The organism is Lacrimispora sinapis (genome assembly GCF_043633585.1).
In the GTDB taxonomy this organism is placed as follows: Bacteria; Bacillota; Clostridia; order Lachnospirales; family Lachnospiraceae; genus Lacrimispora; species Lacrimispora sinapis.
In genome coordinates, this window is the sequence record NZ_CP141832.1 from 2,406,770 (window position 1) to 2,432,774 (window position 26,005).

At 45.2% G+C, this 26,005-nt stretch carries 28 protein-coding genes; 5 read left to right on the forward strand and 23 right to left on the reverse strand.

Annotation, left to right across the window (positions count from 1 at the left end; genetic code table 11):
- Positions 1-37 precede the first annotated feature (37 nt).
- The 3 genes from VIG27_RS11250 to VIG27_RS11260 are packed head-to-tail and all read right to left on the reverse strand — an operon-like array spanning position 38 to position 1,974.
- Complete coding sequence (locus tag VIG27_RS11250; protein WP_394522614.1) at positions 38-1,147, reverse strand: PTS fructose transporter subunit IIC; 1,110 nt, start codon at positions 1,145-1,147, stop codon at positions 38-40.
- A 52-nt stretch (positions 1,148-1,199) separates the two neighbouring features.
- Positions 1,200-1,511, reverse strand: coding sequence for a PTS fructose transporter subunit IIB (locus VIG27_RS11255; protein WP_394522615.1), 312 nt, complete (start codon positions 1,509-1,511; stop codon positions 1,200-1,202).
- Between the two features lies 1 nt (position 1,512).
- Positions 1,513-1,974, reverse strand: coding sequence for a PTS sugar transporter subunit IIA (locus VIG27_RS11260; protein WP_394522616.1), 462 nt, complete (start codon positions 1,972-1,974; stop codon positions 1,513-1,515).
- Positions 1,975-2,181: 207 nt separating this feature from the next.
- Between VIG27_RS11260 and VIG27_RS11265 the strand changes: the two genes are divergently transcribed.
- Both VIG27_RS11265 and VIG27_RS11270 read left to right on the forward strand, forming a co-directional pair.
- A complete protein-coding gene (locus VIG27_RS11265) occupies positions 2,182-4,128 on the forward strand; it encodes a BglG family transcription antiterminator (RefSeq protein WP_394522617.1) in 1,947 nt (648 codons plus the stop codon).
- 264 nt (positions 4,129-4,392) lie between these two features.
- Positions 4,393-5,751: an APC family permease gene (locus VIG27_RS11270; protein ID WP_394522618.1), complete on the forward strand. Its 1,359-nt coding sequence runs from the start codon at positions 4,393-4,395 to the stop codon at positions 5,749-5,751.
- A gap of 78 nt (positions 5,752-5,829) precedes the next feature.
- Here VIG27_RS11270 and VIG27_RS11275 read toward each other — a convergent pair whose 3' ends face one another.
- From VIG27_RS11275 to VIG27_RS11290, 4 genes are all read right to left on the reverse strand, one after another.
- Positions 5,830-7,233 (reverse strand): FAD-binding oxidoreductase, encoded by a 1,404-nt coding sequence (locus VIG27_RS11275; RefSeq protein WP_394522619.1) that lies wholly within the window; start codon positions 7,231-7,233, stop codon positions 5,830-5,832.
- A 114-nt stretch (positions 7,234-7,347) separates the two neighbouring features.
- Positions 7,348-8,544, reverse strand: coding sequence for an electron transfer flavoprotein subunit alpha (locus tag VIG27_RS11280; RefSeq protein ID WP_394522620.1), 1,197 nt, complete (start codon positions 8,542-8,544; stop codon positions 7,348-7,350).
- Positions 8,545-8,557: 13 nt separating this feature from the next.
- Entirely contained in the window at positions 8,558-9,346 is a 789-nt protein-coding gene (locus tag VIG27_RS11285) for an electron transfer flavoprotein subunit beta/FixA family protein (RefSeq protein ID WP_394522621.1), read from the reverse strand.
- Between the two features lie 219 nt (positions 9,347-9,565).
- Positions 9,566-10,285: a FadR/GntR family transcriptional regulator gene (locus tag VIG27_RS11290; protein ID WP_394522622.1), complete on the reverse strand. Its 720-nt coding sequence runs from the start codon at positions 10,283-10,285 to the stop codon at positions 9,566-9,568.
- Positions 10,286-10,484: 199 nt separating this feature from the next.
- Between VIG27_RS11290 and VIG27_RS11295 the strand changes: the two genes are divergently transcribed.
- A complete protein-coding gene (locus VIG27_RS11295) occupies positions 10,485-10,655 on the forward strand; it encodes a hypothetical protein (RefSeq protein WP_394522624.1) in 171 nt (56 codons plus the stop codon).
- Positions 10,656-10,794: 139 nt separating this feature from the next.
- Here VIG27_RS11295 and VIG27_RS11300 read toward each other — a convergent pair whose 3' ends face one another.
- From VIG27_RS11300 to VIG27_RS11325, 6 genes are all read right to left on the reverse strand, one after another.
- Positions 10,795-11,187: a hypothetical protein gene (locus VIG27_RS11300; RefSeq protein WP_394522625.1), complete on the reverse strand. Its 393-nt coding sequence runs from the start codon at positions 11,185-11,187 to the stop codon at positions 10,795-10,797.
- A 159-nt stretch (positions 11,188-11,346) separates the two neighbouring features.
- Complete coding sequence (locus VIG27_RS11305; protein ID WP_394522626.1) at positions 11,347-12,150, reverse strand: metallophosphoesterase family protein; 804 nt, start codon at positions 12,148-12,150, stop codon at positions 11,347-11,349.
- Complete coding sequence (gene phnE / locus VIG27_RS11310; RefSeq protein ID WP_394522627.1) at positions 12,147-12,929, reverse strand: phosphonate ABC transporter, permease protein PhnE; 783 nt, start codon at positions 12,927-12,929, stop codon at positions 12,147-12,149. The genes VIG27_RS11305 and phnE (VIG27_RS11310) overlap by 4 nt, the downstream gene beginning before the upstream one ends.
- The gene (gene phnE / locus VIG27_RS11315; RefSeq protein WP_394522628.1) at positions 12,926-13,744 is read right to left on the reverse strand and encodes a phosphonate ABC transporter, permease protein PhnE; all 819 of its coding nucleotides are present in this window, start codon (positions 13,742-13,744) and stop codon (positions 12,926-12,928) included. Before phnE (VIG27_RS11315) ends, phnE (VIG27_RS11310) begins: the two co-directional genes overlap by 4 nt.
- Positions 13,677-14,468, reverse strand: coding sequence for a phosphonate ABC transporter ATP-binding protein (phnC, locus tag VIG27_RS11320; protein WP_394522629.1), 792 nt, complete (start codon positions 14,466-14,468; stop codon positions 13,677-13,679). Before phnC ends, phnE (VIG27_RS11315) begins: the two co-directional genes overlap by 68 nt.
- Positions 14,469-14,534: 66 nt before the next feature.
- The gene (locus tag VIG27_RS11325; RefSeq protein WP_394522630.1) at positions 14,535-15,452 is read right to left on the reverse strand and encodes a phosphate/phosphite/phosphonate ABC transporter substrate-binding protein; all 918 of its coding nucleotides are present in this window, start codon (positions 15,450-15,452) and stop codon (positions 14,535-14,537) included.
- 156 nt (positions 15,453-15,608) lie between these two features.
- Here VIG27_RS11325 and VIG27_RS11330 point away from each other — a divergent pair, with 156 nt between their 5' ends.
- Positions 15,609-16,112 carry a hypothetical protein gene (locus VIG27_RS11330; RefSeq protein WP_394522632.1) on the forward strand — a complete coding sequence of 168 codons (504 nt, stop codon included), beginning with the start codon at positions 15,609-15,611 and terminating at the stop codon, positions 16,110-16,112.
- Positions 16,113-16,280: 168 nt separating this feature from the next.
- Here the strand turns inward: VIG27_RS11330 and VIG27_RS11335 are convergent, their stop codons facing one another.
- From VIG27_RS11335 to VIG27_RS11350, 4 genes are all read right to left on the reverse strand, one after another.
- Positions 16,281-16,799 carry a Fe-S-containing protein gene (locus VIG27_RS11335; protein WP_394522633.1) on the reverse strand — a complete coding sequence of 173 codons (519 nt, stop codon included), beginning with the start codon at positions 16,797-16,799 and terminating at the stop codon, positions 16,281-16,283.
- A gap of 165 nt (positions 16,800-16,964) precedes the next feature.
- Entirely contained in the window at positions 16,965-18,806 is a 1,842-nt protein-coding gene (locus tag VIG27_RS11340; protein ID WP_394522634.1) for a sulfite exporter TauE/SafE family protein, read from the reverse strand.
- 148 nt (positions 18,807-18,954) lie between these two features.
- Positions 18,955-19,737: a shikimate kinase gene (locus VIG27_RS11345; RefSeq protein WP_394522635.1), complete on the reverse strand. Its 783-nt coding sequence runs from the start codon at positions 19,735-19,737 to the stop codon at positions 18,955-18,957.
- Positions 19,734-20,102 (reverse strand): winged helix-turn-helix transcriptional regulator, encoded by a 369-nt coding sequence (locus VIG27_RS11350; protein WP_394522636.1) that lies wholly within the window; start codon positions 20,100-20,102, stop codon positions 19,734-19,736. The genes VIG27_RS11345 and VIG27_RS11350 overlap by 4 nt, the downstream gene beginning before the upstream one ends.
- 117 nt (positions 20,103-20,219) lie before the next feature.
- Between VIG27_RS11350 and VIG27_RS11355 the strand changes: the two genes are divergently transcribed.
- On the forward strand, positions 20,220-20,615 hold the full coding sequence (locus VIG27_RS11355; protein ID WP_394522637.1) for a pyridoxamine 5'-phosphate oxidase family protein: 396 nt from the start codon (positions 20,220-20,222) through the stop codon (positions 20,613-20,615).
- Between the two features lie 102 nt (positions 20,616-20,717).
- On the opposite strand, the gene VIG27_RS11360 is transcribed toward VIG27_RS11355, so the two are convergent.
- From VIG27_RS11360 to VIG27_RS11385, 6 genes are all read right to left on the reverse strand, one after another.
- On the reverse strand, positions 20,718-21,938 hold the full coding sequence (locus tag VIG27_RS11360; RefSeq protein WP_394522638.1) for a DUF438 domain-containing protein: 1,221 nt from the start codon (positions 21,936-21,938) through the stop codon (positions 20,718-20,720).
- Positions 21,939-22,043: 105 nt separating this feature from the next.
- Positions 22,044-22,232 (reverse strand): ferredoxin, encoded by a 189-nt coding sequence (locus VIG27_RS11365; protein WP_394522639.1) that lies wholly within the window; start codon positions 22,230-22,232, stop codon positions 22,044-22,046.
- Positions 22,233-22,414: 182 nt separating this feature from the next.
- Positions 22,415-23,383, reverse strand: a complete 969-nt coding sequence (asrC, locus tag VIG27_RS11370; RefSeq protein WP_394522640.1) for a sulfite reductase subunit C — start codon at positions 23,381-23,383, stop codon at positions 22,415-22,417.
- Between the two features lie 16 nt (positions 23,384-23,399).
- Positions 23,400-24,194, reverse strand: a complete 795-nt coding sequence (gene asrB, locus VIG27_RS11375) for an anaerobic sulfite reductase subunit AsrB (protein ID WP_394522641.1) — start codon at positions 24,192-24,194, stop codon at positions 23,400-23,402.
- Positions 24,181-25,203 (reverse strand): anaerobic sulfite reductase subunit AsrA, encoded by a 1,023-nt coding sequence (gene asrA / locus VIG27_RS11380; RefSeq protein ID WP_394527531.1) that lies wholly within the window; start codon positions 25,201-25,203, stop codon positions 24,181-24,183. Before asrA ends, asrB begins: the two co-directional genes overlap by 14 nt.
- A gap of 109 nt (positions 25,204-25,312) precedes the next feature.
- Complete coding sequence (locus tag VIG27_RS11385; RefSeq protein WP_394522643.1) at positions 25,313-25,999, reverse strand: Crp/Fnr family transcriptional regulator; 687 nt, start codon at positions 25,997-25,999, stop codon at positions 25,313-25,315.
- Positions 26,000-26,005: the final 6 nt, after the last annotated feature.

Here is a 26,005-nt window from a genome sequence, read left to right on the forward strand (position 1 = left end):
ATAAATTCTCCTCTCATTGCTATACAAGGACCAGGAGCTATTTTATATCCTCAAAGGATATCTGGATCTCGTCCACATTCACTTCCTCCGAAGCATTGGCTGTGTCCTGTCGAAAGTCAACCAATGCCGTGGATAGCCCTGCAATCACGAGAGCACCTGCCCCAATCCCCACCAGGTATGCCCAGCCATTTGTAATGGAAACAAAACCGTAGATACCGCCTACCGGAGGGATGTCCCCCTTGGCGCCTAAAAGACTGCAAATAGCAGCTCCGATTGCGCCGCCAAGCATATTGACAGGGATCAGTATCTGGGGTTTTACAAGGGTGAAAGGGATCGCGCCTTCCGTGATGCCAATGAAGCCCATGACCCAGTTACTTTTTCCGGTCTCACGAAAAGCGGCGGAGAAGCGGTCCTTTCTCATTACTGTTGCGATCGCATACGCCAGAGGGGGAATACAGATGGCACAGTTGATAAATACGTTTGCCTGGAAAACACCTTCAGCTAACAATACATTGCCTGCCATCCAGGCGGATTTGTTGATCGGACCGCCCATATCGGAGGCAACCATCGCTCCCAAAAGAATGGCCATTACAAGCTGTGAGGTACCGCTGGTACTCATGTCCCTCAGCCAGCTTACAAGCGCTCCGTTAATTGCTGACAGCGGATCTGCCAAAACAGCCCCCATAATGATAGCAACGCTGCCTGTAGCCAGGAACGGAAGGATCACAAGAGGCATCACATTCCCCATGGATTCCGGAAGGTGAATGTGTTCCTTGCCCCACTTTACCGTGTAACCGGCGATAAATGCAGCGATTACGGCTCCTAAAAAGCCGGCCTGGGTGGAGGTGGCCAGAGCACCGCCGATAAAGCCTGCTCCAATGGCGGGCTTGTCCGCAATGCTGTAAGCAATAAATCCTGCAAGAACGGTGTTGATTAAGCCAACCCCTGCCCAGCCTACATTTTCAATCAATTTCAACGTATGTAAAAATCCCGTTCCGTCTGCGTATGGATCCAGTGATGGGATTCCCATGCACAAGGCGATGATTTTTGGGATTGCCACGACAAGTGACGCACCGATGATAAGAGGAAGCATATAGCCGATGCCTGTCATCAGATGCCCCTTTGCCTCTTTCAGAAATTGTCTCATAGTCTTATTTCTCCTTTTTTCAATATCCTTCTTCTGCTCTCTTAAATCCTTCTTATCCCCTCACTGCCGCCACACATTTTTTGAGCACTGCCTCCGGTGCCTTGATGCAGATATTGATATCTACACGTATGACCTTTTTCCCTGCAAAACGCTCCATACCAGTAACTTTCTGGTCGGAAGCGATGATGATCAAATCAGCCTCCCTGGCTTCCTCAGCCGTAATGGCATTGATCTGACCCATACTGCCCTGCTGCTCGATCTTAATGTCATACCCCAGACCTATCCCTGCTTTTTCCAGTGCTTTGGCAGCCATGGGGGTGTGTGCCAGCCCTGCCGGACAAGCGGAAACTCCTACAATTTTCATTTTAACTGTCCTCCTCAATCATTATATTTTCTTTCAAATAACGGAGCAGCTGCTCCTTGTCGGAAGTTTTCTTCACTGTCTCCTTGAACTCTTCCTCCAAAAGGCCGGTAGCCAGCCTTGAGATCATCATCAGATGCTTATTGTCTGCGTTTTCCTTTGGTACAATCAATGCAAACAGATCCGTCACTTCCTTCTCATCCATGGTCCCCCACTCCGGAATCCCATGTCTGCACCGCACATAGAAGACCCCCATCCTTTTGGCGAAGCTTGATTTGGCATGAGGAATGGCAAATCCGTCCTGGAGACCGGTAGAAAATTCGCCTTCCCGTTTCAGAAAATCCTCGTTCAGTCCTTTCTCGTTATCCGTAAGCCCCAGCTCCAGAGCTTTGCGGCTGATGAATTTCAAGGTCTCAGCCTTGGTCGTAACGTCAACATCAAAAAATAAGTACTCTTTCTTAAGCATTCTTAACCTCCTTTCAGCAGCCCTCCCCGTTTCTTTCTGTCACTACTATAATCTCAGCAGCTCTATATTTCAATTGATGGGATTTCCGTTTGAAAGTGGAAATGGATGAGCTGTATTTTATGGGAGGAATCCACTATAATAGAAAGAAAAACCAGAACAGACAAAGTCGGGATATGACCCAAACAGAGGTTAGGAGGTAAGTGATGAATGTTTCCATACGGAAGATTAAATGACATATTCAATGATATAAAAAAGCATGATTATGTTTCACCGGACCGGTTGGCTGATAAGTTTCATGTCACCGACCGTACCATACGGGGCGATATCCAGGAAATCAACGGCATTTTAAATGGTCACGGGGCAAGGGTAAAGCTGAAACGGAAATTCGGCTACTATGTTGAAATTACGGATCCTCCGGCATATGAACATTTTCAAGAGCGTATGGAGGCTGCATTGGCAGAATCCATGGAGCTTGACTCCTCAGAGGACCGGATCAGATATATCCTCAGTATGCTTTTATTCGCATCAGACTACATTCCCCTGGAACAGATCATGGATACTGTGTTTATCTCAAAAAATACGCTCAGCAATTATATCCGAACCCTCAAACGAATTCTGGATAAATATGGTTTGGAGTATATTTCAAAGCCCAATTTAGGCATAAAAGTCATCGGTTCGGAGAAAGACAAACGCAGATGCATCATGGAGCGTGTGATTACATCGGATAATGACAGCTACCTTACAGGATTTGCAAAAGAGGAACGTCTGTTATTTCCTGAAGTGGATCTGGATTATCTCAAAAAAGTCACCCTGGATGAGTTGAAAAAACGCAGCATTGATATAAGCGATTACAATTTAAAAAACCTCATCATTCATCTGGCTCTCCTGATCACCAGGGTCAAAAGCAATCACTATATAACCGTGGAAAGCATTGAGACAGACTGCTCTATCATGGCCATTATCAACTCCCTATGCGGGGAAATTGAAGCCCATTATGGCATTGCCATATCCAAAGGGGAGAAATTATATATGTATCTTCACATGGTGACCAACACCCATATGGAGGCCACAGAGATTGATGATGAATGGCTCAGACGCTCCATCGGAGAAGCACTGGAGATCATATACAAGAACTATAATTTTGATTTACGGGCGGATAAGGCACTGCTGTCCAATCTTTTCCGGCACATGAAATCCATCTTTATCAGCAAATCCTTTGGGCTGAATATCCGCAATCCTCTGCTGAACACGATCAAGAACAACTACTCTCTGGCCTTTGAGATCTCCTTAACCGCCTTTACCCAGGTCTTTGATACCCCTCCCTTTACACTGAATGAGGAGGATGTGGGCTATGTGGCAGTGCACGTCTGTGCGGCCATAGAAGTATTTTTCTCCAAAGGATTAAAAAAGAAGAAGGTGTTTCTCGTCTGCGGCAACGGCCTGGCAGCTCTGCGCATGCTGGAAACCAGACTGGGCATGTATTTTGATGGACAGATCAACATTGTCAGAACCCTATCCTGCAATGAATACATGGATCTGTGCGAAGAAAGCTTAAAGGAGGCAGACTGTACCATATCTACAAGTCCTCTAAATGACGAAAGGCTTCCCAGCATCACCGTGGACTTTGCCTTGAAGAACAAAGATATTGAATCCATCGCCAGGTTTTTTACTGCCATTGATGCGGCGGAGAAAGAAAAAAAATCAGGCTTCTTTGAAGAGGATCTGTTTTTCCGGCTGCACCATGTTTCAGGCAAAGAAGAGCTTCTTACCATGCTTTGCCGGAGGCTGAAGGAGAAAGGGTTCGTTGAGACTGACTTTATAGATTCTGTGCTGGAGCGTGAAAAACTGGGAAGAACGAATATGAACGAACTGTTCGCTTTGGCCCACCCCATGAGCCTATGCGCCAGGAATACAAAGGTGGCTGTGGCCATTCTTGAAAAGCCCCTGGTCTGGAACCGTGATGAGTGCGGACAGGAAGAGACGGTGCAAATCGTCTTCCTGCTGGCCATCAACCAGGAAATGCAGAAGGATCTGGTACACCTTTATGACAGCATGATTGAAATCGTCAACAATTCAAAATTACAGCAGCGGCTCATATCCTCTGACAGCTTTGAAAAATTTATCGCGGAGCTTCATGCCATCCTGCCCGTATAGAGACTGATTCACCAAACACATTCACTCCCATAAAACAGACGCTTGCCATGTCCGACAGACGGAGGAGACCGGCTACTGATAAAAAGTTATTAAAAAAGGGGGAATTATGCTGAACCAGAAGAGATTTTGTGCTAAAATAATAGGAAGTTCTGTCAGAAAAATAAGTATCATAAGGAGATCCCTATTTTTTTGATAATTATTTTTATAAAATGAGAGAACAATAAAACAAAGGAACTCTATTGAAAAAATAGAAATGGATGAACTATGGAACCAAAATTAGAAAAAAAATATGGACTTATTACAGCCATTGCAATGGTAGTCGGCATCGTCATTGGAAGCGGTGTCTTTTTTAAGGCGGAAAAGATCTTAACCGCAACCGGAGGCAATTTAAAGCAGGGGATTCTGGCATGGGTGATCGGCGGTATCATCATGATTTCCTGTGCCTATACCTTTTCCGTTATGGCTACCAAATATCAATACGTCAATGGCGTGGTGGATTACGCGGAAGCTGCCATGGGCAAAACCTATGCTTATTATGTTGGCTGGTTTATGGCAATCATTTATTATCCTACAATTACATCAGTCCTCGCATGGGTCTCTGCTCGTTACACCTGCGTCATATTGGGATTTTCCATAACGGGAGGAGAATGTATGACCATTGCATGCCTGTACCTGGTCTCCAGCTTTACACTGAACGCCTTATCTCCTGTTTTAGCAGGAAAATTCCAGGTGAGTACTACCATCATCAAGCTGATTCCCCTCTTTTTAATGGCAGTGTTCGGAACCATTACCGGTCTTCACAACGGAATGACCGCATATAATTTTACGCATGAGGTAACCAAAAGTTCCTCCCATGGACTTTTTACCGCCATTGTGGCCGCAAGTTTTGCTTATGAGGGGTGGATCATTGCCACCAGCATCAATGCAGAGCTTAAAAATGCCAAAAAGAACCTTCCTCTTGCTTTGATTGCAGGTACTTTTATTACCATGTCCGTTTATATCCTGTATTATATTGGTTTAGCCGGAACCATTAAAAATGAAGTGATGATGGCAGGAGGCGAGGAGGGTGCCAGGCTGGCATTCCAGACGATCTTCTCCTCCGCAGGTGGTACCCTGCTGTTTGTCTTCGTCATCATCTCCTGTCTCGGTACTTTAAACGGATTGATGCTGGGCTGTACCCGCGGAATCTTTTCCCTTGCGGCAAGAGGCCTTGGCCCCAAGCCCAAAATCTTCAGCCAGGTGGACCCAGTCACCAATATGCCGGTCAATTCTGCCATTTTAGGATTGTTCCTCTGCGGCGTCTGGCTGCTGTATTTTTACGGAGCCAATTTGACCACCAACTGGTTTGGATTCTTCAGCTTTGATTCTTCCGAACTGCCGATCGTCACCACTTATGCGCTGTACATTCCTATTTTTCTTATGTTCATGGTAAAAGGAAAAGAGCTTAACGTTTTCAACCGTATTCTGATGCCCTGCCTTTCCCTTGCAGGCTGCATTTTTATGATCATTGCCGCCTGGTATGCCCACGGGATGGCAGTAGTTGCTTTTCTCATCGTCTTTCTGATCGTGATGTTAATGGGCGCTTTGCTTTTAAAAATGTCAAAACAGCCGCTTGATAAATAACGCTGCGGTGAAAAAAGGGCGCTGCTCCTGAAATGAAATCAAAAGAATTTCACCTCAGGAGCAACGCCCCATTTTTCTTTACAACTGGCATACCTTATGTGGATTTAAAATGTTTTTCGGATCAAATGCCTGTTTGATCCCTTTCATGATTTCAACAGCTGCCGGATCCAGGGATTCCATTAAGTAAGATTTCTTGGCATAACCGATGCCGTGCTCCCCGGATACCTGGCCCTTTAATTCCCTCGCTTTTCCATAGATTCTATCCATGGCTGCTTTCATTTTTTCCTCCCACTCCTGTTCACTTAAATCATCTTTCAGTATGTAGGCATGGAGATTGCCGTCTCCTGCATGGCCAAAGCTTTTGATTCTGACATTTACTTCCTTGTATAGATCGTGGATATACTCCACCATTTCATTGACAGAGCTTCTGGGAACCACTACGTCCACCTCATCCATATAAGTGGTAGAACCTTTGATGGCTTCAAGGAACGCTCCACGGGCCTTCCAGATGGATTCTTCCCGCTCATTGGTATCGGAGATCAGAATATCCACTGCACCCTGTTCCAGGCAGATGCGGGCCACACATTCGTAATCCTTTTCAATCTCTTCCGTGGAATTTCCATCGAATTTCAGAAGCAGATAAGCATCCGCACGGCTGTCGGGAAACTTTTTGCCCAAATATTTTTCAGCATCTATGATAACTTCCCTCTGCATAAATTCAATGGCTGTGGGGATGGCTCTGGACTTAATGATGAGCGGAACCGTACCAATGGCCTTTTGAAGCGTTGGAAAGGGGATCAGCAGGCTGATTGCTTTCTTCGGCAGCGGAAGTATTTTAAGGGTCGCTTTTGTAATGATCCCCAATGTTCCTTCCGACCCTATGATCAAATCCTTCAGGGCATATCCCGTACTGTTTTTTACAATCTTTCCGCCGAATTCTACGACCCTGCCATCGGGCAGCACCACTTCTAAGCCTCTCACGTAATCTCTGGTGACACCATATTTTACAGCCCTCATTCCTCCGGCATTGGTACTGATGTTCCCGCCTATGGTAGCCGATTTCTCTCCCGGGTCCGGGGGATAGAAGAAACCTCGTTCCTCCACATACGCCGCCAACTCCATCAAAAGCACTCCTGGCTCAACGGTCAAGGTTAAGTTATCTTCATCAAGTTCCAGAAAATGGTTCATCAAACTGGTATCCAGCATAATCCCATGCTCTATGGCAACGGAAGCTCCCACAAGACCGGTTCCGGCTCCTCTTGGGGTCACCGGTATGTTTTTTTCATATGCGTATTTCATAATGGCAGAAACTTCTTCGGTGGAAGTAACCTTGACCACGAGATCAGGATAGCTGGCTGTGTCACTTAATTCATCATGGCTGTATTCTTCGTTGATTTCCGTTCCATATAAAATCCGTTCCTGATCCCCGATCAAACGTTCTATGTAATTGATATCCTCTGTATCCAGCTTTTTATATTCCATATTAACTCCTATCTGCGCGCTTTCGCCCACTTATTAAACTGATTCCGTTTCGTCCGTTCCCACGAATGGAACGGTTTGTTCCGGAGGGTGCATCCGGTATTTTGTAACCGCGGCTTATGCACTTATCCGCTTTCCTTCCTTGATCTGATGAAGCAAGCCAGGGATGATATCATACAAATCTCCCACCAGACAGTAATGAGCGGTCTTGAAGATAGGAGCATTTTCATCCTTATTGATGGCAATGATCTGGTCAGAATTGTTCATGCCGGCAGTAAACTGGACGGCACCGGATACGCCGCAGGCAATGATCAGCTTTGGCCTTACGGTACGCCCGCTTAACCCGACCTGGCATTTGGCATCCAGCCAGCCAGCCTCCACGAGGGGCCTGGTACATGCAAGCTGTCCTCCCAATAAGCCGGCAAGCTCTTTTAACATCCCCAGATCCTCTTCCTTCTTCACACCCCTTCCGGCTACGACTAAAACCTCTGCTCCTTCAATGGATTGTTCCTTCTCTTTGGGAATAATGTCAAGCACAGATACCTGGCTTTCTAATTTCCCGGAACCGACCTTACAGGAAATAATCTGGCCATGAATGGTTTCAGATCTTTCTGGTGCATCCATAACCTTATAGCGGACGGTTGCCATCTGAGGTCTGTGATTGGGCGTTAAAATCTGAGCCATGATATTTCCGCCAAATGCTGGTCTTATCTGGACCAGATCGGTATTTTCATTGATATCCAGAATGGTACAGTCTGCAGTCAGCCCGGTCTTTACTCTGGCCGCCAGTCTGGGGGCAAGCTGTCTGCCAACGGGAGTGGCTCCCATTAAAATGGCACAGGGTTTTCTTTTCTTTACAAAATCTTCAAAAGCATTGGTATAAGGTTCCATTTTAAAACGGTCCAGTTCCTGCTCATCATATGCAAATACTTTATCCACATCATAATGGAGAAGCTCCTCACACTGGGACTTAATCTCATGCCCCATCATGACCGCATAGACGGGGTGATGAATCTTTTCAGCCAGTTCTCTGGCCTTGCCAAGAAGTTCAAAGGTGACCGGATGGATCACTCCGTCAATATGATCCACATACACGGCAATCCCCTTCCACAAATCCTTATCTATGGATTCAACCTCTTCTTCGATATACTCTACCGCTCCTTTTGGTCCTTTTTTTACGCACAGTTTGCACATCTTACAGGCTGCATTGATTTGAAGGAGATGATCCTTTTCCTCCAGGGCTCCAAAAGGACAGATTCCGATAAGTTCTTCTATATTGCCTACCTTATCCTGATTGATGACTAATTTCCCCATTTTCTCTACCTCCTCAGGCGAATTTCAATTCTTTCAGTTTATGATACAGCCGATCGGCCAGCTCTTTGCCGTCTCCGCTCCAGGTCTCTCTCTGCGTATTGGACTGAGGCGGAAAAATCCGCTCTACCTGAGTTGGGGAACCGTTTAAACCGTAATGCTTTTCATCCCGGTCTTCCATATCTTCCAAAGAGAACACTTTGATTTCCCGGTCTTTTGTCTCCTGCTTTTTTATGTAAGAGGGAAGTCTGGGAACAAAAATATCTTTATCCACGGACAGCAGACAGGGATATTTGATTTCCGCCACTTCCAGGTCATGAGTCATATCCATTTCCACAACAAGGGAATGGGCTTTCATTTCTACGATTTTTGAAACGTTGGAGAGGCTGGGCAGCTGAAGCCATTCCGCCACTTCCGGTCCCACCTGGGCAGTATCCCCATCGGTTGTCTGCTTTCCACAGAGGATCAAATCAAATTTCCCTGACTTTTTGATTCCCTGAGAAATGGTATAGCTGGTTGCAAGAACATCCGCACCTCCGAATTTCCGGTCAGAGATCAGAACTCCTTCGTCGACGCCCATGGCATACGCTTCCCGAATGACTCCCGCCGCCTGACCGGGACCCATGGTTAAAGCGGTAATGGTTCCTCCGCATGTTTCCCTGATTCTCAGAGCCGTTTCAAGAGCAAACAAATCGTATGGATTCATCTTGGATTCCACACCATTTCTCTTTAATACTCCTGTGACCGGATCCACTTCCACCTTATTGCTGTCCGGCACCTGCTTCAAGCATACTAAAATATTCATGTCATGACTTCCTTTCTTCCCCGTTTGGGATAACGGTATGGATACCATACCTGTTGTTTTAGGAAACTTAACTTTAAATTGGTAGTACCACTTTTAGTAAAACAATTGCTGCAAAATCCAGTTTCGCAGCTTTTTTACCATCAGCCCAAAATGGTAGTACCACTTTTGACTCCATTATAAATCCATTTATTTCCTATGTCAATCAATGTCTTTTATTTATCATGGCTTTTGTATGTTTTTACTCACCTCTTTTCCTCTCAGTTTTTCATCAATAATATCAAAGTGCTTGTTGATGGCCTCATACGCCAGCTTCTTATCCTTGGTCATCAAACTTTTTATCATCTTATTGTGGACCTCCATCAATCCTTTTTTGCTGTCCTCCTGGCTTAAAATCTCTCGTCTCAAATCAATGATAAACCGGTCAAGAACCTCGGAAAGTGCCTGCAGAATACTGACGATCAACGTATTTTTTGATGCCAGAGCTATGGTATAATGCAGCTTCTTGTCCAAAATCACATTGTTCTCTTCCGTCCCTTTTTCCAGCTGGGAAATCAAATGGCTGAGGGAATCTATCTCTTCGTCACTGATATTGTCAATGGCCAGCAGCAATGCTTCCAGCTCCAATGCCCTGCGCAGCTGGCTGATCTGATTATAATCAATCTGGTTAAGCAGAAACAGCATGGTAAGGGATTCCTTTAAGCTGTTTTCAAATTTACCGGTCAGAAAATTACCGGCTCCATGCTGGCTTTCAAGAATCCCCATATTATCCAGAGTCCTTATCGCTTCTCTTACAGAATTTCGGCTGATCCCCAGTATCTCTGATAGTTCCCGTTCTGCAGGAAGCTTTCCGCCTATGCTTAATTCTCCGAGATGGATCTGCTTTTTAATATAATTGATCACTTTCATATAGGACTTTTCCTGATTTCCAAGCTCCTCCATGATTTCCTCCATTTATTTCAACTGTGTAACAGTGCTCATCTTTTCACGCTGCGGTTTGGTATTTTATGTCATAATCATTCTGTAACCGATATTATATCAGGCTTATGTAATTATGTAAATCTACAAATGATTGCTCCATATATTTCCTTTGATTTCCCGAACATAAGTTTGTATAATAATCTCAGGAGGTGTGTCAATCATGGGAACCTGTGACCTTGAGCCGGAATTAAACAAATGCCAGTACTACGTGAAAGAAAAAAAGAACTGCAAACTCAGCAGTCCGGGGTGCGGATTTTTTATACCATCAGAAAAGAAAGAACCACAGGCAAACCTAAGAACGCCCAAATGGTTTGAGAAATATTATAAATAAATCCCGCATTCTTTTTCCATAGAAACCAAACTTTTTAAGGGCGGGGCAAAACAACGATCCCCGCCTTGAATTTTATCTGTTAAGTCTTTTCCACATCATAATAAAATCCTGGTGTATGCGTTCCATGGGGATCAGTAAATCAAAAACGTCTGCATCGGCAGCCAGAAGCACGGCAGCAGCCCCGCTTATAACCGGTACAGTAAGCCTTTTTCAAAAGACAACAAATAGAATCATTCCATTCATTGCAATTACGATTCTGTAAAAGGCTTTCCCAATTATTGCATCCTTCCACGCTGTTGTATTGATCATAGTTTGGATCATAACCACTGTTTGGATCGTAACCACCGTACGGATCGTAACTACTGTTTGGATCATAGCCACCGTATGGATCGTAACTACAGTTTGGATCGTAACTGCTGTTTGGATCGTAACCACCGTATGCATCATAGCTATTGTTTGAATCGTAACTATTATATTCTTCTACATTGCCTGCAGTTTCATATCCCGAAGAATCCCAGTTATATTCATCCATTTTCCACACCTCCTTTATATTATAACTTATTATATGGTCGGTGTAGACAAGATGTGAATCTCATGGATGGCTGTTAAATTTCCTTCACTTTTGATGATTACGGCAGGTTTATTGCGTGGGATGGAATGCATCAGAAAATGGCAGAAGCAAGGGTTTTTATCACCTCATAAATACGGTCTTTATTATTTTATTTGTAGTAAAGGTGAATACTTCTTCCGTTATCTCCCCCTCATTAATCCGGTACAAATTATACCCGTACTTTTCTTCAAACCTTACCGCCCCATTCTCCTCTGACTCTCCGCAAAAGGAAAGACTGCCCGCCGTAAAATAACGGCTTCCTCCGGCCGTTCCAACATAGGGATGATGCGTATGCCCATTTAAGATACAAAGAAGCTTCTGTTCTTTAATGACTTTTAAAAGCTTCTCTGCTTGGGGAACCGGAGATGTGGTGCTCTGATTCTTCAGCAAATGATGATGCGTCAAAAGAATCACCGGTCTGTTCTTTATTTCTTCCAGGGCTTTTTTCAGCCATGCAAGCTGTTTTTCCCCAACCGTTCCATCAGGCTCTCCCTGAAGGGAGCTGTCAAAGGAAATCACACTCACATCTTTCAAATGAAAGACCTGGTTGTAAAAACCGCCGTCCTCTTTTTCCTTCAGCCAGCCTTTTCTGAAATTCGCTTTATTATCATGATTTCCCAGGGTCACAATCATTTTAGTTTCCCCCATGAGACGTTTTAAATGATCTTTCAAGTAAGCATAATCTTCCGGGTCCCCATCTTCGGTAAGGTCCCCGCTGATGAGAAGCAGATCAATTTTATCCTTTTTCTGTACCTTTTTTATGCAGGAATTAAGGGGGATTAAGGGACTCTGCATACAAAAAAGCATGCCTTTATATCCATCGTCACAGGGTTCGTACCTCCTTCTGAAATGGATATCTGATATGTGCAATATATTCATGGTCATCTCAGTTTCTTTCTTATCATTCCCGTTATCATATCCAGGATAAATACGGTTATCATTACCCCGATCAATAAAATGCTTACCTTGTCCCAGCTTCGGGCCTGAATGGCAAATATCAGCGGAGCACCGATGCCTCCTGCTCCAACCAGTCCCAGGGTAGAAGCACTTCTTACTGCGATTTCAAAATGATTCAAGGACAGGGAGCTGTAAATCGGCATCAGCTGGGGCACCCTTGCAAAAAAGAATATCTGGGAAGGACTTGCTCCCACTGCCCTCATAGCCTCCACCGGGCCTTCATCCATGGCCTCCATCTGCTCCGTAAACAGCTTGCCAAGCATTCCGATCTGGTGAACACCGATTGCCATTGCTCCTGCAAAGGGGCCGGGACCGACCACTTTTACGAAGATGATGGCATAAACCAGCTCCGGAAATGCCCGCAGCACATTGCAGACAAATTTCCCGGTCTTTGCTATCCAGGGATGGGAGCTCCATAGATTCCGGGAACTTAATAAGGTCAGCGGGAGGGCAAGTACCGTAGCCATGACGGTTCCCAAACATGCAATCCCAAGCGTCAGCAAAAGTAGGCTGATTACATCCTCCCCGCTTCCGTCATAGAAAAATGACCAGTCTGGTTTTGACAGCCCTTGAAACACCTCTCTTCCCAAGGGCAGGGAAAAGGTGGAAAGTCCCGAATAATCAATTCCTGCCGCCGAGTAAATAATAACGGCTGCTGCGAGAACCCAGACTGCGTATTTTTTTTGATTCTTTCGTATGTATATCATACCAGCCTCCTGCGTATTGACTCACTGATCCCATCTGCAACAGCTACCACAAACAGTATGGAAAGAATTACTATGGATACTCTCTCATACTGAAATAATGCGAGAGAGGAATTTAAAATAACACCGATGCCTCCGGCTCCTACGTAACCCAACACTGCAGACCCCCGCACATTGACCTCCAGGGCATAAAAGGTGTAGCTGACAATCTGACTGAAGATCTGAGGTGCAATGGACCAGACCGCAATCTGAACTTTATTGGCTCCCACCGATTCCGCCGCTTCAATGGGTCCGTAATCAATGGTCTCAATGGATTCATAAATAAGCTGTGACACCATGCCAAAGGTGAAAATTGCAATGGTAAGTACACCGGTGGCCTCTCCGATTCCCACAATGGCTACGAACAAAGCCGCTAGCAAAAGGTTGGGGATGGTCCGTACCAGATTAAGGAAAAACCGGATGACAGCTGTCACTGCATGATTTCTGGTAACGACCCATGTTGCTGTAAATGCGAAGGGGACTGCAAAGAATACCCCTATGGCAGTACCCAAAACAGACATTTTAAGGGTCTTAATCATGGGAGGAATTATTTTGGGAAGGTAACTGACCTCCGGATGGAGAAACCGGGATAAAAAAGCTGTCATCTGGTTGGAGTTTGCAAACACTTTGATAAAATCAGCTTCCGTCACCCGGATACTGCTCCCAACGCACAGAATTAGAAGGAACAGGAGAATGAGATGTTTATACCAGTTAAAGTGTATCGTATCTTTTATCCCCATGGCGGCTTCCTTCCTTTTCTTTCCCAACGTTCTTTTCATAAATTTTTTCCAGTTCTTCTTTTGACAGTTTCTCCGGAGTTCCATCAAAGACGATTCTCCCCTCTTTAAAGGCAAGGATTCTGGTAGAAAACTCTTTGGCAAGCTCTACGGAATGGAGGTTTATGATTATTGTTTTCTTTCTGTTCTCATTGATATCCTTTAAATCCTTCATTATTTTTAAAGTTGTAACCGGGTCTAAGGAGGCGACAGGTTCATCTGCAAGAATGATTTCTGCCTGCTGAACCAAAGTCCTGGCGATGGAAACTCTCTGCTGCTGGCCGCCGCTTAATTCATCACTTCTGGAATGGAGTTTTTCCAATAATCCAACCTGTTTTAAAGCTTCTTTTGTTCTTTCATAATCTTCCCTGGAAAACAGGCCCAGTATGCTTTTTAACGTTGAATAATATCCCAGACGCCCGGATAGTACGTTCTTTTGAACAGTGCTTCTCTTCACCAGATTGAAACTTTGGGATATCATTCCGATCTGGCAGCGAATGTTTCGCAGCTGTTTTTTTCCGGCCCTGGTGACGGATACCTCATTGATTCTGATATCCCCTTTTGTAATGTCAGTCAGGCGGTTGATGGATCTTAAAAATGTGCTCTTTCCTGCACCGCTCAAGCCGATAACAGATACAAATTCCCCATCCTCAATCCTTAGATTAATATCCCGTAATCCAACCACTCCATTCTTATAAATTTTTGAAACATTTTCAAAAATGATCATTTCGCAATCTCCGTTAATCTCATAATTTCAAAACAGAGTGTCAGCGCTGCCGACACTCTCCGGTGTTTATTCTGCTGCTTTTTTTGAGTATTCCTTAATGGTATCGTAAGCGGATTCATCTGCTTCTCCGTATCCTTTATGGCTCCATAAAGCCATTGCAGTACGCCCTTCTTCCTCCTTAGGCATATTTAGAAACACCTGTTTTACCTGCTGTTTTAAATCCTCATCCATATCGGTGTGGACTGCAATTGCATCGTTTGGAATATCACCCCTGGTCAGATAAAGAACCCTTAAATCTTTAAAAAGATCATACTCTTTAAACTTACCGGCAAATACATTTCTTGCCCCTTCAAATACAAAGCATGCATCCTGCTGCCCGTTTAATACGGCGGTCATTTCGCTTGGGATATCATTGACTGTGGTCAAGAAACAGTCTGTTGCAGGATCAATTCCCGCCTCCTTCATTTCAGCTACCGGGTAAATATATCCGCTTGCTGAATTGGGGCTTAAGGCTGCAATCTTTTTCCCTTTTAAATCCGTTAAGGTCTTAATATCACTGTCTGCTTTCACAAGAATCTCTCCCTTAAAAGTTCCGGAAAGCTGTCCTTCTATGGGAAGCCCTGTCTCCTCATCATAATCCGTCAGTTCGGAACTTAAGATGGCCTTTGCGGCACCAATATCCCTTGCCTGTACATAAGCGGCGGGCGGCATGATCCCGATATCCACCTGGCCGGAGGCCATGGCTTCTACAATGGTAGAATAGTCTGTAGCCAGTGTTACATTGACTTCACGGCCCAGCTTCTTGGATAAATACTCTGCAAACGGCTTTGCCTTTGCTTCCATGGAACCATCATTGTTGGTTGGTACGAACTGAACCTTTAACGGTTCTGCCGTGTTTGTGGTTTCCTTTGCCCCGCATCCGGCAAGTGCTGCTGCTGTAAGTACTGTTACGACAAAACCCGTGAATGATTTTTTAAGACGCATTTTTTCTCCTTTCGTGACATAGAACTTGTCTGCAACCACATCATAACAAGTTCCAACGATAGAAAAAAGGACCTGTGTCACATTTAACAAATACTTTACAATAACTTACCGCAAATCATATATTAGGCATTGTTCCTGCACATAATCTATTATATAATGGTTGGTACGGTTTATTCTTATACCTCAGACTCCAAAAATGTCTGTATTGATTACTTTCAGGAGTCTACGCTGATCGGGGAAGCTGCCTCCCTTTGGGAAATGGTGCCAAACACAAGTGTCAAGGCTATGACCTCCTGTGTCTGCATCCGCATCAACCTGGAAAAATACCGCCAGACGCTTCAAAATGATGTCCGGTTTCTAAAAAATGTGTGCCAGATTCTAAGTTACCGTCTGAATTCGGAAACCCATCTGGCCAATTCCCTGACTGAGCCTATCAATGTGCGGCTGGCAAAATTTATTCTTCATCAATCCAAAGAAAACATTTTCACCTTTCAGCTGACCACCTGCGCGGATATTTTAAATGTCAGTTACCGTCATCTGCTGCGGACGCTTATGGGATTTTGTGAGTTGAGAATCCTAAAGAAAGTAAAGAACTGTTACTATATTCTGGACCGGAAGGCCCTGGAGAATTTATCGGACACCGGAATCCAGGAAACATAATCTGTGATCCAATAAAATAGGGGCTGTAAAATAAGTCCTTAAAAAAATGGCTGAAGTCTCACGACCTCAGCCATTTTTCTTGTAGGGAAGTTTTTTACAGCCCCTTCCCCTCATAATCGAAAGTTTTCCCCAGAGTCCCTCCAACACAGGCTTTGCCGTTGATTGTATTTAATAATCTGTTTTCCAATTGGCAAATATCTGTCTGGACTCTTTAAGAAAATCTGACTTTATGGTGATGGACTGGTCTGTCACTGCCTTATCTTTGTCAAAAATAGGCCATGGATTACATCCTCCTGCTTCCACTTCCACCAAATCCATGGAGAAACGGTTGCCGCAGTTTTGGCAAACCAGCAAATCCCCTTCCTGCTTATAATATCCTCTTCCGGACCCGTAACAGACCTGACAGGTATTAAACGCCGTACGGATGGTTCCATCGGGAGCCTTTACCGCAAGGACTTCCATCTGTGTCCCGTCCACGCTCACCGGATAAAACTTCGCTTTGTCACTGATTTCGCTGACCGGGATCACCAGATCTCCATCTGCATTCTGGGCCTGACTGACTTCTCCCCCGGATTTAGACCCTTCTTTTTCCTTCGGACTACAGGCCGTAAGCGCCGCGGCTGCAACGATCAGGATAACTCCTGTCCGAAGCAAAGTACCGGCGGTTTTCCTTAAATTCTGTTTCATTATAAAAACCTCCTGAATATGAACGTTACTTCTCGCTTTTTGACTTATCCCGCATAAAAAACATACCTGCCCCAATGAACAGCGCCGGAAGAATGCAATGCCAGTGGCTTAATAAAATCTCCATTGATTATACTCCTTTCTTGCCGTTTTCCCCATATCTTATGGTTACTGACAGCAGGAACCGCCCGCTCCCTGGAACGTATCATCAGGCCATATCTGTGTTTTAAAGTTCTTTATTTCTTCCTTAATCGCATGGATATCCATGGTTTTCATGTCATCTACAATCTTTATATAACCGTAAAAAGCATTGTCTCCCGTGGAAAAATCAAAGCTTCCCGCCGGTGTAAAGTAAAGCAGGTTCTCTCCCTTTTCAAGAGAAAGCTGTGTTGCAAAATCGGGTACAAGCAAATTGGTTCCGTAATTGTTTTCCGTGGTGCTGTCAATGATCTTCCATTCCACATCCACTCCGGACTTCACAACGGCTGCCGCAGGCTTAAACCCATTGTCTGTAAGCTCCATGGTGATTTTCTGGATGGGATTTCCATACTCATCCGTCGACTCCTCTGCAATGGCAATCTCATCAGTAGGTATGGTGTAACCGGCAGGCACCGGTTTGTCTGCCGGCTCCGAAGTCTGTCCGTCAACCGGCCCGTCTGTGATGGAAATGGTTCCCCGGATCATTCCCATCCAGCAGCTATAAGACACCTTTCCTGTTTTTTCCGGATTAAACTCAATGACATTTTCTCCCGTCTGAAAGGTGTGTTCAATGCCAAAATCCCGAATGATCATACGGTTGTTGCAGCCGTTGATGCTTCCCTTTGGCGCATCAATGATCCATTTTACCGGAATACCGGCCTGTACTTTGATGTTTGGATATCTTCCCGATGAAAGGGTACTCTTTATCACCTGTACGCCATCCTCGATCTTAAAGTCCGCCGGATTTCCCTGCTCATCTGCGCTGCCTCCGCTTTTCCCATAAGCCAGGTCCGGTACAGCAACGCCGGAGAGACTAAGTCCCTGTGAAACCATGGACATGCCAAGAACTACTACCAAAACTGCTCCGGCTGTCATGATCTTGCCGGCAAATTTCTTTCCAAGAACCGTGGATAAAGCCCCCAGACCGAACATGAGAGGTACGGTACCAAGGCTGAATAAAAACATGGAAAGCGCCCCCGAAAAGGAGTTTCCAGTGGACAACGCATAGATCTGCATGGCCTGCAGGGGGCCGCAGGGCATAAATCCGTTTAACAAACCGACGATAAAGGGGCTGCTGCTTTTTGACTTTTGTTTATGGACTCTTTTGGCGATAAAAGCCGGCATTCTTGGATTCAGCCTGCGGAGCCAGGGAAAGATTCCAAGCATGTTGATCCCCATAATCACCATAAAAAAGCCTGCGGCAAGTTTAAGTACTCCCTGAAGGGTGGTGGAAAAGGTAACGGCGGACCCCAGTGCTCCTACCAAAAAGCCGACAGCGGTATAGGACACTACCCTGCCCAGATTATAAAGAAACGTTGGCCTTAAAGAGGAAAAACGTCCTCCGCCTGTGGTTTCTTCCGAGGTCTTTGGAATGCACTGGGACAAGTTGATCCCGCCGCACATTGCCACACAGTGCACCGAGGTAACCAGTCCAATGACAAAAAGCATCCCATAGCTCATGGATTCATCAGCCAGCTGTCCCGGGGAGAGCAGATTCAAAAGTCCGGTCTGCTGGATCAGCATATACAATGCCACAATGATAAGCAAAATCCCTGTCACCTTGCCGCCATTCATTCCCTGCTTCTCCTGATCCGTAAGGACCTTATAATCCAGATGCTCGATGATGCCCACAATGCTTTGATAAGAGATCATATCCGTATCATAGGTTACGCTGGCTGTTCCTTCGTTATAGCTTACTTCTGCGTTTACAATGCCAGCCGTATTCCGCAGTTTTTTTTCAATTTTATTCTGGCAGCTGATACAGGTCATGCCGCCGATACGCAATCCCTTGGTTTTCACCGTAGATCCCATTACGCATCCTCCTTTTTCATTTCTGTAAAAAAGAATAACAGGACCATTTGTAGAAGTTGTGTAGATGAGAATATTTTTCTGGTAAAACACAAAAAAAGACTGCCTTAAAAGACAGCCTTCTTCCCATTCCGATTTGAATCATATGTACTTATCTATCCAGCTTTACAAGTGCTTTTAACAGCTCCTCACAAATCTGTTCCACACTTTTATGATCGGTCTCTATGATCACATCCGCTGCCTTCCGGTATTGCTCTGCCCGTTTTTCCATCAGTTCTTTGATGAATTCCACATTCATATTGCCATTTAAAATGGGGCGTTCATCGCTGCCCTTTACCCGTTCCAGAACCGTCTCCGGAGAAGCTGTTAAAAGTACGATGCGGCTGGTCTTTTTTAAGTTCGTAACATTCTCCTCACGGACCACCGCACCCCCTCCGCAGGAAATAATGGTCTGACGGCGGTTTTGCAGTTTAATGATGGCTTTGCTTTCGCAGTCTCTGAAATACGCTTCTCCAAACTGGTCAAAAATCTCCTTGATGGGCATGTTTTCATCCTTAACAATCACAGAATCCACATCCACCTCATCCATGGCAAGGGTTTTCTTTAAATACCTGGAAACCGTACTTTTCCCTGCCCCCATGAATCCGATCAAGGCAATGTTAAAATCAAAAAGATTTCTGCTTTCCACCCGTTTTTCCGCCTGCCAAATCTGTTGGAACACGCCCTGAAGCTCTTCCCCGTACGGATGGGAACCAAGGGCAGAAACCAGCTTTTTCAGCCGTTCCTTATCCTGTTCCGGCTGGAGAATGGGTAAACCAAGTATTTTTTTCTTCTCTGTGATTTCCTCCACATAGCCAAGACGCTGTTTTAAAAGTTCCAAAAGTTTCTGATCACAAAGATCCAGATCCTCGTTTATCTCCCTAAAGTCTCTCATGCCGTTTCTCCGCCTTTGTATTTCTTTTCATCTTTATGCTTCACAAATTCCAGATAATCGTTGCCCCATTCTCCAAGGGCTATGATAACAGACTCAAACTTCTTACCGATTTCACTTAATGAATATTCCACTTTGGGAGGGATCTGGGAATACTCCCGTCTGATGATCAGACCTTCCTCTTCCAGATTCTTTAACTGTCTGGATAAGGTGGTATGGGTGATGTCCTCCGGCATCATACGCTGTAATTCATTAAACCTTACGGGCCCTTCCTGTAACAGGTACAGCAAATAAATGGACCACTTACCGGACAGAATCTTCTGAGAGGTAACGTAAGGACATATACCAAATAAATCCTTTTTCGCCATAGCAGTATCCTCCTAGATACCAGGTATCATAAAATATCGTAGTTTACAAATATTATCTATGCTATATAATAATCTCGTGAAACATTATAACATAAAAAAATGAGAGGAGCAATAAAAATGAAAGAAGTTCTGGATTACTTAAATGCATGCGGTACGTTTTACTTAGCAACCACTGAGGGAGATCAGCCAAGAGTAAGGCCTTTTGGTGCTGTTTCCGAATTTGAAGGAAAGCTTTACATTGCTACCAACAACAAAAAGAACGTGTTCGACCAGATGAAGAAAAATCCAAAGGTTGAGATCTCTGCCATGAACAAAGGCACCTGGATCAGACTGGAAGCAGAAGCCATCCAGGATGACCGCAGGGAGGCACGTGAAGCCATGATGGAAGCCAACAAGGCCTCTCTCAGCAAAATGTACTCTGTTGATGATGGCATCTTTGAAGTTCTGTACTTAAAGAATGCCACAGCAACCATCTGCTCTTTCACTGGTGAACCAAAAGTCATCAAGTTTTAATCCTCTGACTGGCAGAATTTTTAAATTTCATTCTGCCAGAAAAATAGAAAAACGGCCGGAGCATTACCACTCCCGGCCGATCAATTGATATCTCTCTGGTTTTTATTCTGATAACAGACGTTTCTCTCCTGTAATTTCCTGAATGGCTTTGATGTCCTGAGTCACCTCTAACACTCCAAGATACTTTCCCTTTTCATTTCTTACGGCATAATAGCGGATTAAAATATATTTTCCCCCCATCTTGATCCAGAAATCTTCCTGATCCTTGACGCCGTTTTTAAAGTCTTCCACGATTTTTTCCACAATGTGAACGCTTGCCGGCGGATGACAGTTGGAAACCTTTCTTCCGAGAATGGTTCTGGTCCTCGGAAATGCCCGCTCCTTCCCTTCGGAGAAATATTTCACCTCATCGTCCTTGTTTACAAAGGTAATATCAAAAGGAAGGGTATTTAACATGGCAGTAAGTTCTTCGACACTCCATTCTCCCGAAGGAACGGTGATAAGCCCTGCCTGGGACTTTTTTTCTGACGGTTCCGGCTTCTCCTTCCTTTCTCCTGGATCCGGATTCCAGACCGGAACATGGTCGATCATAAATCCGATCTCCCCGCTTCCGTCTGCAATGGCCTTCCATTCCTCTTGCGTGAGCTGTTCCATTAGCATGGGCATCATGATATTTTCTTCCTTGAAGATCATTTCCTCAATCTTGCCCAACACTTCTTCTGTCTTTTCCACCAGGACCTCATTTTTCTCTGCCCGTTTTAAAAGCATGGCCGTCACTTCTTTTACCTGGTCTCTGATCTCGTCGTCCACTCCCCACATGACCTTTGGAGGGGCTGTGATCCCGTATTTCTCCATATAGGGGAACAACAGATTCTCCTTCTTCTGATAGTGGAGGGCCAGGTCTTTTAACTTTTCCATTCCCTCCATCAGCTTTTCAAATTCTTCCTTATCATCAAGCTTTGTCAAGGACAGGAAGGGGCGGATCTCCTGCTCCAGGATATGGGAGATCTTTTTATTTTCTCTGACCAGCACATTAACCGGATGTCCGGGAATCTGGGATAAGTCCTTTGGCTGATGGATCTCCTCAATGGAACCTTTAAAAACAGCGGCATGGACATCACAGAGTTTTTGCACTTCTTCCACCGGAAGGCCGTCTGCAATCAGGGCGGACTCGGCCGCAGAGATTTCAGAAGCGGAAACTCCCTGGAATGCTTCTTCAAACTGTGCTTGCACTTCCTCTACGGTTTTTCCTTCGTGAAGCTTTTTGATGATTTCCTTAATGGTCTTTTGTCTCATCTCACGGTTGTTGATAATTTCGCTCATAAATTCCTACTTTCTGTCTATTGCGGCACCTAAACCAATCTTTTTCCAGTAAAAACGCCTCCTTCTGCTTGAATAGTCCGTTCAGAAAGAGGCGCTGGCGTCTGTTTATTCTACTGTAATTACTGCAACAGGACAGCCATCCTGTGCTTCCACTGCGGATTCCTCTGCAGAAGCAGGCACCTCATCCACATATGCTTCCGCTGGTCCATCGTCTCCCATCCGGAATACTTCCGGGCAAGTGGAGGCACACAATCCGCATTCGATACAGCCATCTCTATCTACCGTTGCTTTCATAACAAGAACTCCTTTCTCATTTTCGGGGACAAAGAATCATCTTGCATTCCCGTGACCCAATATACATCTTTATTGTTGGTAATTTATTGACGATTTATCCATGTATTTTTATTGAAACACTCATAAATTTGTTCTGTTTAAAATCAAAATACCCGTCCGCCCAGATCCCAAGTAAATGATAATTATTTCACAAACCGGAGCCCGCTCCAATACAAAGGAGATGACACCTCTGCAATGTCCGGAAGCTCCACATCTTTCATGGCCCATTTCTTAAACTCTTCAAACCCCGTCCGGTCCACGATATAGCCGATGTGCTCCTTTCCCCCGGGCGCCTGGGGATCAATGTATTCTTTCACATAATCATAGGTATTCAAGATGATTTTGATAATGCTGTCCTCATCCGCCCATTTGATGAAATCCTCTCCAAGTCTGGGGTTTTTCTTTCCGGAACGGCCAAGAAGAGTCAGTTTGTAATACTTTTTCTCACTTCTGGTCCACGCCATATTCGGGCAGGCCAGAACACATTCTCCGCAGCCGATGCAGGAGCTTTCATTTCTCTTTGGCCGGTAATTTTCCATGCGGAGCGCTTCCACAGACTTCTTTTTGCAGTTTTTGATACAGGCTCCGCAGCTGATGCACCGGTCTCCTTCAAACTGAGGCATGGACATACCGATGATACCAAAATCATGCATGCGGACCTTGGCACAGTCATTGGGACAGCCTGTAAGCGCGATCTTAAAGTGCAGGTCATTGGGGAAAATGGCTTCCTCGATCCTGGCGGCAAAAGCCGTGGTATCATAACAGGCATAGGGGCAGACTCTGTTGCCGATACAAGCCGTTACATTTCTCGTTCCGGATGCCGTATAGCCTTGTCCCGGTACCTCCTGATTGATGTGCAGGCCCTCGATCACCGGCTGCAGCCGTTCATTGACCTCTGACATCCTCTCAAACGGAATCCCAGGGATCTCCACACCCTGCCGGCTGGTGATATGTACCGTTCCATTGCCGAATTCCTCCGCAATGCTTTGAATCACTGATAAATATTTGGCTTCGATGTGCCCTCCGGGTATCCGGATTCTGGAAGCGGTCTTTCCCCGTTCCTTTGTCACACGAAACGCATTCTTTTTTAATTGTTTTACATTTACATCCATTGTGTTTCTTCTCCCTCTAATCAATGAGCAGACGGCCTTCCGTATAAGGAAACACTGGCCCGTCCAGGCATACATAGGTTTCCCCGATCCTGCAGTGTCCGCATTTTCCGATTCCGCAGCACATCTTGCGCTCATGGGAAATCCAGATGTTTTTCTCTAAAAATCCTCTTTTCAACAGCGCCTCCGCTGAAAAATGCATCATGGCAGGAGGTCCCACCACAATGGCCTGCGCGGTATCTGTATCAGCTACCTGCAGACCGGGGATGTATTTCGTTACCAGGCCCACTTTGTGAGCAGGCGTTTCTTCTCCTGCGTCAAGGGTGAGGATCACCGTCATGGTCTCTCTCCAGCGTTTGAAATCTTCTCTAAATAAAATATCAGAGATAGATTTAAAGCCGGCAATGAGGGTGAGGCTTTTCCGTTCCTCACAATGCTTTGCAAAATACTCTAAAACGCCCCGGACCGGAGAAACGCCGGTCCCTCCTGCAACGATGACGATTTCCTTATTCTTATAATTTTCCACATCAAACCCATTGCCGTAAGGCCCCCGGAGAAACAGACAGTCACCTGCGTAATGCTCAAAAATCTCGTTGGTCACTTTTCCTACCCTTCGGATGGTAAAGTCAATGGTGCCCTCTCCGATGCCGCTGATGGAAATAGGAGCCTCTCCAAACTTTGGCAGGGATACTTCAAAAAACTGTCCCGGCTTGACCTCTCCCTCCCAGGCCATGCGAAAGGTATACTCCAACCGGGTATGCTTAATGACTTCCAGAATCTTTGACGGAACCGGCAGATACTCATTGTGAATCATTGGCGGCTACCTCCTTCATCCCTGCTTCCAGCCTGTTGACACAATCGGAGAAAGATATGTATTCGGGACAAATATCATCACACCGGCCGCATCCCACACACATATGGTATCCGGCCCGTTTCTTAAAAGTCAGAAACTTATGCAGCACCTTAAAACGCATCCGGTCTCCGTTCTTCTTTCTGTGGCTTCCGCCTCCGGCTACCTCCGTATAGCCTTCTACCATACAGGAAGACCAGACTCTTCTTCGTTCTCCCGCTTTTTCATTATCAGTATATTTGATATCCTGCATGGAAAAGCAGGTGCAGGTCGGACATACAAAATTGCAGCGGCCGCATCCGATGCACCGGCTGTCATACTCCCTCCACATGCTGCTGCCTGAGATTCTCTGGTCAATGCCTTCGGGAATCTTTACTCTTACAGAGGTTTCTGTCACATATGCGGGAACCACCTCCTTTTGTCTGAGACAAAGTTGCTGCAAAAGGTCATCAAAGGCCTCGTTTTTGCAATCCACCTGATAACCATCACCTGCCAGATCCACACTCAAGTCATAATCCGTACAGATATTGGTGCCCAGATCCACGCAGAATCCATTGGTACATTCCCTTTCGCAGCCCATCAGAACGAATTTCACCCGTTCCCGGATCTTCCGGTAAAAAGAATCTGCAGGACCGTTATGCAGATACATCTCATCTAACCGTTTCACTCCATGCAGATCGCAGCTCCTCAAAAAGATGAGAGCTCCTTTTTTTGGTCCCTCGGCTTCTTTTACGGAATCTTCTGTATAGTAAAACAGTACTTCCGAAACGGGCAGCAGCACTTCTTTAAAGGAAAATTCTGACTTCTGATCGAATACAATCTCATCCACACTCGTCACTTCTCCGTAACGGATGCAGTCCGTATCGGAAAATCTTCCTCCGTTTTCAAAACGCCTGGGACCATAGATGGCATAATCCTTCGCCCACTCTTCCATGGCCTCATTCAACCCCTTGCCAGTCAGCTCATAACCCAATTTTTCCACCTCTTTCTTTTGGTAAGACAATATACATAGTCAGTATACAAAAAAAAGCAACTCTCTTACGTTGCAGCTGCAACATAGAGAATTGCTTTTTTTCCTGATTCTATTTGGAAAACGCTTTTAGAATCTTAAACGTGTTCTTATCAAAATCAATTAGCCCCTCTGATTTCATCTGGTTCAGTTCTCTGGTCAGAGCGCTCCGGTCCGCACACAGGTATTCAGACAACTCCACCCGTCCCATGGTGATGGTAAAATATCTGCTGTTATTCCTCTGGGCCTGAAAGGTCAGAAAGCAGATGATTTTTTCCCTAAGGGTCTTTTTCGTGGTGATCTCCAGCTTTTCCATGAGTTTTACACTTTTATCCGCGATTAATGTCACCATGTTCTCTATGAGCCTGTGATGGAACAGACAGGAATTGCTGCAGGAACGCATCACCCGCTCAAAGGGCAGATAGAGGATCTTTGCATCTTTACCGGCCACAAACGATACGGTTGCCGCCATAGTATTGCCGCAGGCAAAAAGTTCACCAAACAGGGCCTTTTCCTCCATGACCGCCAGAATGGTCTTATTGCCCCATAAATCCTCCTTTATCATCTTAACAGAACCTTCTAAGATCACGCCCACACACTTTACGGTTTCCTCAGAAAGAACAATGATTTCGCCTTTTTTATATGTTTTGATATAACTCCCCAGGCATTGAAACACAGAGAGCAGATCTTCATCGCTGATTCCTGCAAACAGAGGGATTTGACGATATTCTTTTAAATGGTCTTTGACTAAATCATTCATATTCCA

Coding starts and splice junctions, on each gene's coding strand:
- VIG27_RS11270 (WP_394522618.1), top strand. CDS start 4,393: ATGGAACCAAAATTAGAAAAAAAATATGGACTTATTACAGCCATTGCA.
- VIG27_RS11385 (WP_394522643.1), bottom strand. CDS start 25,999: ATGAATGATTTAGTCAAAGACCATTTAAAAGAATATCGTCAAATCCCT.
- VIG27_RS11255 (WP_394522615.1), bottom strand. CDS start 1,511: ATGAAAATTGTAGGAGTTTCCGCTTGTCCGGCAGGGCTGGCACACACC.
- VIG27_RS11280 (WP_394522620.1), bottom strand. CDS start 8,544: ATGGGGAAATTAGTCATCAATCAGGATAAGGTAGGCAATATAGAAGAA.
- phnE (WP_394522628.1), bottom strand. CDS start 13,744: ATGAAAAGAACGTTGGGAAAGAAAAGGAAGGAAGCCGCCATGGGGATA.
- VIG27_RS11335 (WP_394522633.1), bottom strand. CDS start 16,799: ATGAAACAGAATTTAAGGAAAACCGCCGGTACTTTGCTTCGGACAGGA.
- VIG27_RS11355 (WP_394522637.1), top strand. CDS start 20,220: ATGAAAGAAGTTCTGGATTACTTAAATGCATGCGGTACGTTTTACTTA.
- VIG27_RS11340 (WP_394522634.1), bottom strand. CDS start 18,806: ATGGGATCTACGGTGAAAACCAAGGGATTGCGTATCGGCGGCATGACC.
- VIG27_RS11305 (WP_394522626.1), bottom strand. CDS start 12,150: ATGACCATGAATATATTGCACATATCAGATATCCATTTCAGAAGGAGG.
- VIG27_RS11250 (WP_394522614.1), bottom strand. CDS start 1,147: ATGAGACAATTTCTGAAAGAGGCAAAGGGGCATCTGATGACAGGCATC.
- VIG27_RS11345 (WP_394522635.1), bottom strand. CDS start 19,737: ATGAGAGACTTTAGGGAGATAAACGAGGATCTGGATCTTTGTGATCAG.
- VIG27_RS11265 (WP_394522617.1), top strand. CDS start 2,182: ATGTTTCCATACGGAAGATTAAATGACATATTCAATGATATAAAAAAG.
- VIG27_RS11350 (WP_394522636.1), bottom strand. CDS start 20,102: ATGGCGAAAAAGGATTTATTTGGTATATGTCCTTACGTTACCTCTCAG.
- VIG27_RS11360 (WP_394522638.1), bottom strand. CDS start 21,938: ATGAGCGAAATTATCAACAACCGTGAGATGAGACAAAAGACCATTAAG.
- VIG27_RS11290 (WP_394522622.1), bottom strand. CDS start 10,285: ATGGAGGAGCTTGGAAATCAGGAAAAGTCCTATATGAAAGTGATCAAT.
- VIG27_RS11365 (WP_394522639.1), bottom strand. CDS start 22,232: ATGAAAGCAACGGTAGATAGAGATGGCTGTATCGAATGCGGATTGTGT.
- asrC (WP_394522640.1), bottom strand. CDS start 23,383: ATGGATGTAAATGTAAAACAATTAAAAAAGAATGCGTTTCGTGTGACA.
- VIG27_RS11330 (WP_394522632.1), top strand. CDS start 15,609: ATGGTTGGTACGGTTTATTCTTATACCTCAGACTCCAAAAATGTCTGT.
- phnE (WP_394522627.1), bottom strand. CDS start 12,929: ATGATATACATACGAAAGAATCAAAAAAAATACGCAGTCTGGGTTCTC.
- phnC (WP_394522629.1), bottom strand. CDS start 14,468: ATGATCATTTTTGAAAATGTTTCAAAAATTTATAAGAATGGAGTGGTT.
- VIG27_RS11285 (WP_394522621.1), bottom strand. CDS start 9,346: ATGAATATTTTAGTATGCTTGAAGCAGGTGCCGGACAGCAATAAGGTG.
- VIG27_RS11275 (WP_394522619.1), bottom strand. CDS start 7,233: ATGGAATATAAAAAGCTGGATACAGAGGATATCAATTACATAGAACGT.
- VIG27_RS11295 (WP_394522624.1), top strand. CDS start 10,485: ATGGGAACCTGTGACCTTGAGCCGGAATTAAACAAATGCCAGTACTAC.
- VIG27_RS11260 (WP_394522616.1), bottom strand. CDS start 1,974: ATGCTTAAGAAAGAGTACTTATTTTTTGATGTTGACGTTACGACCAAG.
- VIG27_RS11325 (WP_394522630.1), bottom strand. CDS start 15,452: ATGCGTCTTAAAAAATCATTCACGGGTTTTGTCGTAACAGTACTTACA.
- VIG27_RS11300 (WP_394522625.1), bottom strand. CDS start 11,187: ATGGATGAATATAACTGGGATTCTTCGGGATATGAAACTGCAGGCAAT.
- asrB (WP_394522641.1), bottom strand. CDS start 24,194: ATGATTCACAATGAGTATCTGCCGGTTCCGTCAAAGATTCTGGAAGTC.